Raw genomic sequence first — 10,062 nt, forward strand, 5'->3', positions numbered from 1 at the left:
CGCATCACTCCGACAGGATGGCGCGGGGTAGCCGAGAGAGACGCTCGGGGCCGGTTTCGGTCACAACGACTGTCTCGCTGAAGGCCAACTGCGGCGTATGCAGGACGACATGGAAGACCATGTTGGGCTCGAACGACCAGGTCTGGCCCGGCGCCATGATCCGGGTGTGGTCGCTGACGCGGGGCACAGCCTGATAGCCGAGCGTGTAGCCCGTGATTTGGGTGAAGACTGTCTTCAGCCCTTGGCGCAGCACCTCGCCGCGGCAGATGGCGTCGATGTCGCCCCCATTGGCGCCTGGAACCATCGCGGCAATCTGGCGGTCCTGGATCGCGATCATTTGCCGGGCAAGTTCCACGTCCGCGGCGGCTGTCTTGCCAACGAGCACTGGCCGAACAAGGCGTGCGCTATAGCCACGATATTGCGGCGTGGCCTCTAGAAACACCCGCTCGCCCTGCACCCACGGCGCTCCCGTCACCCCGCCTATCAACGCGTCCACGCCGGTCATGCGGCCCAGGATAGCGGCCCGGGTGTTGTCTGCCCCGTGACGGATGGAGACCTCGTACATGGCGGCAAGACTGTCGCGGTCGCTCACTCCGGCTTTGATCGAGCCGGCGCCGGCGGTCACAATGTGGTCGGCGATGTCGGCCGCGCGGCGGATATAGGCCAATTCGGCGGGCGACTTGATCAGTCGGTGTTGCCAGATCACGCCTGAGAAGTCGACTATCTCCATGCCCGGGTTGCCGGCACGGATCTGGTTCAGCCGCGCGATAGTGAGGATGTTGCTGTCTTTCTCTATCGCGAGGCTTTTCGGGGCCAGTCGCGCAATGGCGCTGGTCACCCGAGCGTGCGAATCCTCGTCGTCGGCAAAGGTTTCATAGGACCTTGACCAGGACTGGTCGAGGAAGGTGCCAAGATCGAGTTCGCGAACGATCAGCCAGGGTTCCCCCTCCACGGGGATAAGGGCAGCTTGGTAGCGGGCCGCGGTCGCGAGATAACCGAAAAGGTAGGCCAGATGATCGATCTGGTCGACAAGGAGCATCTCTGCCCCGCGCAGCTCCATCTCGGACCGTATCGCGCGAATGCGGGCCTGATACTCAGCCTGCTCAAAATCCAGAGGGCCGCACGTCCAATAGCCAGCCCCGGCCGCCTGGTTGCTCATGCGGGCTCCTGTCCAGCTTGATGCTCGGCTCGATAGTTCGCGTCCGCACTGATGGGCCACATCGATCTTTGCAAACGGTGGCGATGCAGCTTGCTCACATCGATGGGCGAGAGCCCCGGCGGGTCTGTGGTGACGATGCGGGCGCAGCGTGGTTCGAACCAGGCCTTGAAATGCTGGCTCGATTTCAGCGCCACGATCGGAAATTGAGCGATATCGATCCCGGCCTTGATGAAGGGCCCATCATCAAGTGTCTGTCGGCGCCCACTGGACACGACCACGTCGACCCCGCCGATGCGCAATGTCGCCAGAAGACCCAGGTCGATCGTCTCGCCGGTTCCCATCGGGCTCTTTACCCGGAAGAGCCCGTTGTTGAGGCCAAGAACCTGTGCATCGGCTTTGATGGGAGGCCCGAGAAGGGCATCGGTGTGCCCGCCTAGGCAGACATTGATGCGCGCGCCGACCCCGGCAGCGGTCGCCTGCGCTACTGTGGCGGGGTCGAAGATGTGTGAAAAGCAGGACCGCGTGCCCGCCGCGATGAGAGCCGACAAAAGATGGGTCCCGTCCCCGGGGCTGCCTGCGCCGGTGTTGTCGGAAAACTCATTGACGACGATGGCGCGGCCATCGCGCATTGCTTCTTGGATCGCACCTTCAGGCGGCAGGCTGTGCACCTTGATCTGGTCCCGTCGCTCCCAAAGGGCGCCGGCGATACGCTGCGCCAGTCGCCGGGCGTCATTGGTTCCATTGCGGCGGGCCACGACGACTACCGAAGCTCCAATGCAAGGCACATCTACATAGGGAAAGCCGTGCATGACGCGCGCGCACGCGACGTCTTCCTGCTTTTCGATCTCCGTGCAGAGGTGGTCGAGCTCGACAAATGCCGGCAAGCTGGTCGGAACGGGTGGGAACAGCATCGGGACCTGCTCGATCGCCGTTTCGAAGTCGGTTCTCGACAGCACGATTTCGCAAAGGCATCGCGTCGCTTCCACCCCGCGCTCGTATTGGTCGATGTGTGGATTGAGCCGCACCGGAAACAGCGCCGAACAAAGATCGCCCAGGCGCTGACGGATGTTGCCGTGCAGATCCAGGGTAGCCACGATCGGTATTTTGTCGCCGAGACGCTTGCGCAGCGCGGCACACAAATCCTCTTCAAGGCTGTCGATGTCTTCCACGACGCCCGCGCCGTGAATTGACAAAAGAAGCGCATCCAGATCCGAAGCCGCGGCCCGCTCGACCAACTCCTCGCGCAGCGCGACATAAACCTCCCGCCGGATCGTGCCGGAGGGTGTGGCTTCGGCGTAGAGCAACGGGACGGCATCGAAACCGAGCGCGCCCGTCTCGTCGATCAGACCACCAAGATAGGTGCGCGCTCCGTCGCTGAACGAAGAGATCTCAACGCCGCGTAGCACCTCAAAATCAGCGAGCCCCGTGGGGGCAGCAAATGTATTCGTTTCGTGGAAAATCCCGCCGATGCCGACCCGAGCCATGCTGGCCATCCCTTCTTTGCCACCATCAACTGGCGAGTTTGTAAACAAAGTCGACGTGCTGCCCACTGCGGTAGGTCAGCGGACGATGCTGGGTTACCGTGCCCGACAAGATGCGACCGACAATGATCCTATGGTCACCCGCCTCGAGGACGCTAAAAACGCTCCATTCGGGGTGGGCGCAAACATCTTCAAGCACCGGCGCGCCGACATGCGAGCTCCTGCTCCAAGCCCCGAGAGAATGCTCCGGATCATTGAATCCGAGAACCACCGCTGCCACGGCTCGTTCGGCATAAGGTGCATTGAATTCAAGCTGCAAGGTCACAGGTTGGAAGTGCATACTGTATTCAATAGATCAAAGCCGTAGGTTTGCCAATAGGCTTTCATCGGAACCTGGAAAATGCAGCTCCCGCATGCCAAGGCCGGATTCGGCGGAGGACGCCCCTTTTTTTTGCGAATAATCGGGCTCGGCTCATCGAAAACGCGCAAGAAAGGCACTTGACAAGATCGCAGCTACCTCCACAAAGTGTCGTCTGAACGCTGTCGACACTTTAGCGAAATCGGCGCGCGGGCTCACTCGAGCAAAAGCAAAAAAGGGGAATGCTATGACCAAAAACAGGCAGAGTTTCATGGTGCGTGCGCTTCTGGGCGCAACGGTGTTGTTCGCCGCCGCGACAGCAAGCGTCGCGGAGGAAAAGAAGCTGGAGGTGCTGCATTTCTTCACCGCAGGCTCGGAGGCCGCGGCCATCGGCGTCATCAAGGATGCGTTCACTGCCAAGGGATATGGCTGGGTCGACCTGCCCGCGACGGGAACCGACACGCTCAACCAGGTGCTGCGCTCTCGCGTTACGGCCGGCTCGCCGCCGAACGCGGTGCTGATGCACTCAAACGAGGTCAAGCAGTGGGTTGACCAGGGCGCGCTCGTTGATCTGTCGGCAATCGCCACCAAGGCCAATTGGGATGAGGTGATGTCAAAGGGTCTCATTCCCCATCTGAAGCTCAACGGCTCGTATTATGGCGTGCCGACCACCGTGGAGCGCACAAACTGGCTTTGGTACAACAAGAAGGTGTTCGACAAACTCGGTCTCCAGCCGCCGACCACGCTCGATGAATTCCACGCGGTGGCCGACAAGCTCAAGGCTGCCGGCGTGATCCCGTTGGCGATCGGCGGTGTCAACTGGCAGGAGGCCACCCTCTTCGAAACGGTGCTGGTGGCTGTCGGGGGCCCCGACTTCTACCGCAAGGCGATCGTGGAACAGAACGAAGAAGCGCTCAAGAGCGACACGATGATCAAGGTCTTCGATGAATTCCGCAATATGAACAAGTACGTCGACCCGAACTACCCGGGCCGCGACTGGAACATCGCCGCCAAGATGGTTATGAGCGGTGAGGCCGGCATGCAGGTTCTTGGCGACTACGTCAAAGGCGAGATGGTGCTGGCAAATCTGAAGCCAAACGTCGACTATGGCTGCGCGCCGCCTCCCGGCAATGCCCAGACCTATCTCAGCGTCTCCACCGCGTTCGTCTTCTTCAAAAGCAAGGACACCTCGATCGAAGCCGCACAGGATGCGTTGGCCGAGACCACGTTCGATCCCAAGGTCCAGTTAGGGTTCAACCTGAAGAAGGGAGCCACGCCGGCACGTACCGACGTCGACTCCGCTGCGCTCGATTTTTGCGCGCAGGCTTCTTACAAGGCCCAGGTGGATGCAGCCTCTCATGGCCAGGCATTCCCGGCCATCTCGCATTTCGAGGCGTGGAGCCCGGCAAAGAGCGGCATTTTCATGGACGTGGTTTCGACCTTCTTCGAGCAGCCTTCGATGACCTCGAAGGCCGCAGTCGAGCAACTCGTGAACGGACTGAAGACGATCTCTGAATAATCGAGACGCTCCCAAGCGGTCGTGCCGCGGTTGGTCGCCTCACGGAGCCAACCGCGGCATGGTTATAGACCACGGACGAAACTTCCTCATCGGTTGGCGGCAAAGCGAATGGAAATGCTATCGGTGAAGTCCGAAATTTGGACAGCGCGCCCGTCTTTGGAACCCGGGCGTGTGCGGACGTTCGTCGGCCGATACGCATCGCAGATTGCCCTCGCGCCTTCGGTCGCGATAGCCTCGATATTCGTTTATGGCTTCATGCTCTGGACGGCCTACATGTCGTTCAGCGCTTCAGGGATGTTGCCGGACTATCATTGGGTCGGGCTGCGGCAGTACTACAGTTTGTGGTCCAACCCGATCTGGGTGCAATCGGCGAAGAACATCGTCGTTTTCACATTTTTGTACATCGTCCTGACGACCGTGGTAGGTCTGTTCCTGGCCATACTTCTCGACCAGAAGATAAGGGCGGAAGGGGCCTTGCGGCTCATCTACCTTTACCCGATGGCGCTTTCGTTCATCGTCACAGGAACGGCGTGGAAGTGGATCCTCAATCCTGGCCTTGGCATAGAACATGTCATGCGAAATTGGGGGTGGGAGGATTTCCGGTTCGACTGGTTGGTCAACCCGCGCTTTGCCCTCTACACCGTCGTGATGGCGGGTGTATGGCAGGCATCCGGCTTTGTCATGGCTCTGTTCCTTGCTGGGTTGCGCGGGGTAGACGACGATCTGATAAAGGCCGCGCGACTGGATGGGGCAGGTGGCCCCTCGATCTATCGCCGCATCATCATCCCGCTTCTTGGCCCGACCTTTGTGACCGTGGCGGTGGTGCTGGTCCAGCAGGCGCTGCGAACCTTCGACCTTCTCGTCGCCCTGACCAACGGTGGGCCCGCGAACAGCACGCAGTTGCCGGCGACCTTCATGTACAAGCAGACTTTCGAACGCTCGCAGCTTGGCGTCGGGGCGGCGAGCGCCGTGATGATCTTCATGACGATCCTGGCGATCGTCGTGCCCTATCTTTACACCTCAACCAGGAAGGCTTCCGATGAGCACGCATGAAGTGGTGCTGGGAACCGGCCTGGCGCACAGGGTCACGCGGGTCGTCATCTATGGCGCGCTTCTGTTCATGGCTGCAATTTATGTCTTTCCGCTTCTTGTCGTGGTGCTGACTTCGCTGAAGTCGCTGGAGGAATTGCGCTCCGGCACAATCATCGACTTTCCCGCCGCTCCGACGATGCAGCCATGGTACCAGGCCATGTTCAGCGCCTGCATAGGAACAAGTTGCAACGGACTGGCACCATATTTCGTGAACTCGATGATGATGGTCGTGCCGGCTGTGCTGCTGTCGACCCCCATCGGGGCGGTTAACGGCTTCGCCCTCACGCATTTCAAGTTCCCGGGCCACAATTGGGTCTTCGCATTTCTCCTGTTTGGCGTCTTCATTCCGCTGCAGATAGTGCTCATCCCATTGGCCTATGTGATGGGTTCGCTTGGGATCGCCAACAGCGTCGTGGGTCTTATCCTGGTTCATGTGATCTATGGCATTGCCTTCACGACTTTGTTCTTTCGCAACTTCTTCGTCACTGTGCCGCACGAGATCGTCGATGCAGCCCGCATGGATGGCGCCAGGTTTCTGCAGATTTTCCGTCGCATCGTGCTTCCCATCGCCATCCCAACGGTGGTGGTGTCGGTCATCTGGCAATTCACCCACATCTGGAACGACTATCTTTTGGCCACCACCTACACCTCGGGCCTCACCTCGCCCGTCACCGTCGGCCTTTACAACATGGTGGCTTCAACCACCGGAACGAAAGAATACAACGTCAATATGGCGGCGGTGTTCTTGACCGCTCTGCCAACCCTTTTGGTCTACGTCTTTGCCGGCCGCTATTTCCTGCGTGGGCTGGTCGCGGGATCCGTCAAGGGTTGAGCCGGGCCTGACGATTTCGAGAACGACCATCATGAACTTGAAGCCGCCGGACAACAGATCTGCTTGCCGTGAGAAATGTCGTGACTGGAATTTTTGATTTTATCGTTGTCGGTGCGGGATCGGCCGGCTGTGTGCTGGCAAACCGACTGAGCGCCGATCCGGCAGTCAAAGTGCTGCTGCTGGAAGCCGGGCCCAGGGACTGGAATCCCCTGATCCGTATACCCATTGGGGTCAACTATACTGTGGGCGGTCATCTGGATTGGCGGCTGACGAGCGAGCCGGAGCCAGGCGTCGACAACCGGCGCATCAAGCTTCCGCGCGGCAAGGTCCTCGGCGGATCGTCGGCGATCAACGGCATGATCTTTGTCCGGGGACATGCCGAGGATTTCAACGACTGGCAACGGGCAGGCGCCACGGGCTGGGACTGGAATGGTGTCTTGCCTTACTTCAAACGCATGGAGACTTGGCAGGGCCCGCCCTCCCAGGACCGTGGCTCATTTGGGCCGATAACCGTAAGCTACGGCAACTACCGTACGCCTTTGTTCGAGGCCTTCCTCGAGGCCGGGCGGCAGATGGGCATGCCGGTGGTCGAGGACTACAACACCGGAAACCACGAGGGCTTCGACTGGGTCCAGTACAACATCGACAAGAAGCGCGGCGTTCGGTGTTCGGCCGCGCAAGGCTATTTGCGGCCGATCCGCCACCGCAAGAACCTGACCGTGGTCACGACTGCCCATGTCACCGGCCTCCTCCTGCAAGGATCGCGCTGTACTGGAGTGCGCTACGCCCTCAAGGGCGTCGAGCATTCGGCTGCCGCCGCTGAGACAATACTGTCTGCCGGGGCCTATATGTCTCCCCATCTCCTGATGCTGTCGGGAATCGGCCCCGCCGAGCAATTGCGTGCTGCCGGCGTCGATCCGATCCTGGACCTTCCAGGCGTGGGCGAGAACCTTCAGGACCACTGCGGGAGTCTTGCGCAGTTCGTCTGCACCAAGCCCCTGACATACTACTCCTTGAAGCATCCTGTCCGTGGCCTCAAGGCGGCGGCCGAATACGCTTTCAGGCGTACAGGCCCGATAGCCGTCTTTCCGATGTCGGCTCAAGCATTCCTATGCAGCAACCCTGCCGAGGAGCGACCGAACCTGCAGGTCCAATTCTATCCTGTGAGCCGCGACCTGAAATCTCCCAAGGGCGAGATCGCAACATTCAACGCCTACACACTGCAGTTTGGCCTTATGCGGCCGAAGTCGCGGGGCCGCCTCCTGCTGCAATCTGGCGACCCCTTCATCGCGCCGAGGATTCAGCACAACCTTCTTACTGATCCGGCTGACGTCCAGGTCCTGACCGAAGGCCTGCGGCTGGCGCGTGAAATCAATGCCCAGGAAGCCTTCCGCGACTTCACCGGGGAAGAGCTCGACCCGGGCCTGCACGTCCAGTCCGACCGTGACATCCAGGCCTATAACCGCCGCAACCTGTTGAATGAGTATCATCCATCCGGCACCTGCAGGATGGGTACCGACGACATGTCGGTTGTCGACCCCGCGTTGCGCGTGCGCGGCCTAGCGGGGCTGAGAGTGGCCGATGCTTCGGTGATGCCTGTGGTGACCTCGGGAAATACCAACGCGCCCACGATGATGATCGGTGAAAAGGCTGCGGCAATGATTCTGGGCGAAAAGTAAGTGCATGCGATTCGCGCCGGATCGGCCGCCCGTCGGAGCCTAATGTTGTAAGCCGAAAAGGGCGCCAAGGTGCTGATAATGTAAGGAGAATCGCGTCGCGAAAGGCGGCGCGTGGCTCCTGTTTGCGCCGCTCATGCAAAAACCTTCTGCATACAACGCTAGGCTTAAAGGGATTAGACCCATGCAGGAAATTCGAGACCAGATCGAGGAAATTCAACGAGAGACAGAGAGGCATGCTTTCTCGGCGTTCAGCCAGGCTGACGCGCTCGGTATTGGCAAGATGCTCCTCGGCCTGGCGGAAGACGAAGGGCTGCGCGTGGCGGTCGGCGTCGACCTCGGCGAACAGGTGATCTTCCGTGCAGCGCTGCCTGGCACCAGCGCCGACTATCAGCATTGGATTGAAAGGAAATTCGCCGCAGTAAGACGTTTTGCCAAGGCCTCGATCCAGCTTGAGCTGCAAGCCAGACTGGAATCGGACTTCGGCACTCAGCGGGCGCTCGATCCCAGCCGCTACGTGCTTTGCGGGGGCGCGGTCCCGATCTGCGTTGGGACCGTCATGGTCGGCGCCATTGGTTGTGCCGGCCTCGCTTCCGTCGACGACCATCGGCTGGTCATTCGTGCCATCGAAACATACCGAAAGGCCATTGACGGGAGGTGACCCAGATTGCATACTGCATGCAGTAGCGTTTGCCGTCGCCCAATGAGAAGGAAGGAATGGAATGTATCCGTTCAAGACCAGCCCCGAAGACGCCCAGTGGATCGAAAAGGCCAGAGCCCTGAAGGAGGTCTTCGCCCGACGCGCGAGGCAGGTCGACGAGGCGGGCGGCTGGCCGCAGGAGAACTGGCAAGACATCATCGACGGCGGCTTTCTGAAGCTTGGCGTGCCGAAGGAGTATGGCGGCTACGCCAACGAGGATGCTGGCTTCAGCAACGTCTGCCACGCCGTGGTCGAGATATTCGCCTCGGCCTGCGGCAGCACTGGCTGGATCATCCAGAACCAGTATCACTGCTTTGGGCTGGTCGCTGCGCTCGGCAATGAGGAGCAGAAGCGGCGCATCTTGGGCGATGTGGCCAAAAACGGAGCGGGGGTGGCCTCGGTCGGAAGCGAGGTTCAGCCGGGTCGCTCCCAGGTGGTGCCGCACAAGGACGGCAAGATCTCGTTCGCCTCGGATTTGACGCCCACCGAGGGCGGTTTCCTTGCAAACGGCTTCAAGGGTTTCACCAGCGGTGGTGCGGCCTCGAAGTACCTGCTGTTTTGGGCATTGGCCCCCGGGACAGATGATCCTGACATCGGTGCGAGCGTCTTCGTCATCGAGTTGCCCAATCCCGGCGTCGAGTTCGTGGCCGGCTGGGAAGAAGCCATCGGCATCCGCGCATCCCTGTCGGGCGGTGCCAAGTTTACCAACGTCTTCATTCCGTGGAAGAACGTTCTTGGCGAGCCGGGTGATTTCAACCAGAGCCATCCCTACACCTTCGAGCTTGCCTATGCCGCGCATTCGCTCGGTTCGGCGCAGGGCATCTACGAGGAAGTCCGCGATGCGGTCGCGGCAAGAGCGTTCCTGCAGCAGGACGACACCAATATGTACTCGCTCGGCGAGATGGCCTCGGCGATCGCTGCGACTCGTTCGCAACTTTGGTACGCGCAACATCTCTACGATCAGAAGATGTGGGGCGAGGCCTCGCACGCCACTCTCATGGGCCTGCATATGGCCAAGACGACGGTGGGTTTGGTTTCGACCAAGGCCTTCGAAATCGTCGGCACGAGAGCGGTCTTCCGGTGGAGCTCAATCCCGCGGCTGATGCGCGATGGACGCGTCGCCACGCTTCATACGCGTGAAAGCATGATCATGAAGACCGTCGCCAAGACCGAACTGTCGCGGGAATATCACCCCAAAGCGAAATATGGTCGTCGGCTTGCCGAGAGCGAGCGCAAGACCTGGGC

The 10,062-nt window shown here is 60.4% G+C and carries 9 protein-coding genes; 6 read left to right on the top strand and 3 right to left on the bottom strand.

The annotated features are described in order from the left end of the window. Positions 1 to 4 precede the first annotated feature (4 nt). The 3 genes from EN745_RS07345 to EN745_RS07355 are packed head-to-tail and all read right to left on the bottom strand — an operon-like array spanning position 5 to position 2,980. Entirely contained in the window at positions 5 to 1,159 is a 1,155-nt protein-coding gene (locus EN745_RS07345) for a Xaa-Pro peptidase family protein (RefSeq protein WP_127420891.1), read from the bottom strand. Beyond that, positions 1,156 to 2,643, bottom strand: coding sequence for a M81 family metallopeptidase (locus tag EN745_RS07350; protein ID WP_189362984.1), 1,488 nt, complete (start codon positions 2,641 to 2,643; stop codon positions 1,156 to 1,158). The genes EN745_RS07345 and EN745_RS07350 overlap by 4 nt, the downstream gene beginning before the upstream one ends. A gap of 25 nt (positions 2,644 to 2,668) precedes the next feature. Then, positions 2,669 to 2,980, bottom strand: coding sequence for a flavin reductase family protein (locus EN745_RS07355; protein ID WP_127420893.1), 312 nt, complete (start codon positions 2,978 to 2,980; stop codon positions 2,669 to 2,671). Positions 2,981 to 3,299: 319 nt separating this feature from the next. Here EN745_RS07355 and EN745_RS07360 point away from each other — a divergent pair, with 319 nt between their 5' ends. From EN745_RS07360 to EN745_RS07385, 6 genes are all read left to right on the top strand, one after another. Further along, on the top strand, positions 3,300 to 4,517 hold the full coding sequence (locus EN745_RS07360; protein WP_189362985.1) for an ABC transporter substrate-binding protein: 1,218 nt from the start codon (positions 3,300 to 3,302) through the stop codon (positions 4,515 to 4,517). Between the two features lie 108 nt (positions 4,518 to 4,625). Further along, complete coding sequence (locus tag EN745_RS07365; RefSeq protein WP_245487661.1) at positions 4,626 to 5,570, top strand: sugar ABC transporter permease; 945 nt, start codon at positions 4,626 to 4,628, stop codon at positions 5,568 to 5,570. Continuing rightward, a complete protein-coding gene (locus tag EN745_RS07370) occupies positions 5,557 to 6,441 on the top strand; it encodes a carbohydrate ABC transporter permease (protein WP_127420895.1) in 885 nt (294 codons plus the stop codon). Before EN745_RS07365 ends, EN745_RS07370 begins: the two co-directional genes overlap by 14 nt. A 68-nt stretch (positions 6,442 to 6,509) precedes the next feature. Beyond that, positions 6,510 to 8,120 carry a GMC family oxidoreductase N-terminal domain-containing protein gene (locus EN745_RS07375; RefSeq protein WP_127420896.1) on the top strand — a complete coding sequence of 537 codons (1,611 nt, stop codon included), beginning with the start codon at positions 6,510 to 6,512 and terminating at the stop codon, positions 8,118 to 8,120. A 181-nt stretch (positions 8,121 to 8,301) separates the two neighbouring features. Beyond that, a complete protein-coding gene (locus tag EN745_RS07380; protein ID WP_189362986.1) occupies positions 8,302 to 8,778 on the top strand; it encodes a heme-binding protein in 477 nt (158 codons plus the stop codon). Positions 8,779 to 8,839: 61 nt separating this feature from the next. Next, the coding region (locus EN745_RS07385) for an acyl-CoA dehydrogenase family protein (RefSeq protein WP_145991990.1) at positions 8,840 to 10,062 on the top strand (1,223 nt) is incomplete at its 3' end.

Source organism: Mesorhizobium sp. M4A.F.Ca.ET.022.05.2.1, from assembly GCF_003998845.1.
Taxonomy (GTDB): Bacteria; Pseudomonadota; Alphaproteobacteria; order Rhizobiales; family Rhizobiaceae; genus Mesorhizobium.

Bases quoted from the DNA above. Each gene is read 5' to 3' on its own strand.
- EN745_RS07345 (WP_127420891.1), bottom strand. From the start codon at position 1,159: ATGAGCAACCAGGCGGCCGGGGCTGGCTATTGGACGTGCGGCCCTCTG.
- EN745_RS07350 (WP_189362984.1), bottom strand. From the start codon at position 2,643: ATGGCTCGGGTCGGCATCGGCGGGATTTTCCACGAAACGAATACATTT.
- EN745_RS07355 (WP_127420893.1), bottom strand. From the start codon at position 2,980: ATGCACTTCCAACCTGTGACCTTGCAGCTTGAATTCAATGCACCTTAT.
- EN745_RS07365 (WP_245487661.1), top strand. From the start codon at position 4,626: ATGGAAATGCTATCGGTGAAGTCCGAAATTTGGACAGCGCGCCCGTCT.
- EN745_RS07370 (WP_127420895.1), top strand. From the start codon at position 5,557: ATGAGCACGCATGAAGTGGTGCTGGGAACCGGCCTGGCGCACAGGGTC.
- EN745_RS07380 (WP_189362986.1), top strand. From the start codon at position 8,302: ATGCAGGAAATTCGAGACCAGATCGAGGAAATTCAACGAGAGACAGAG.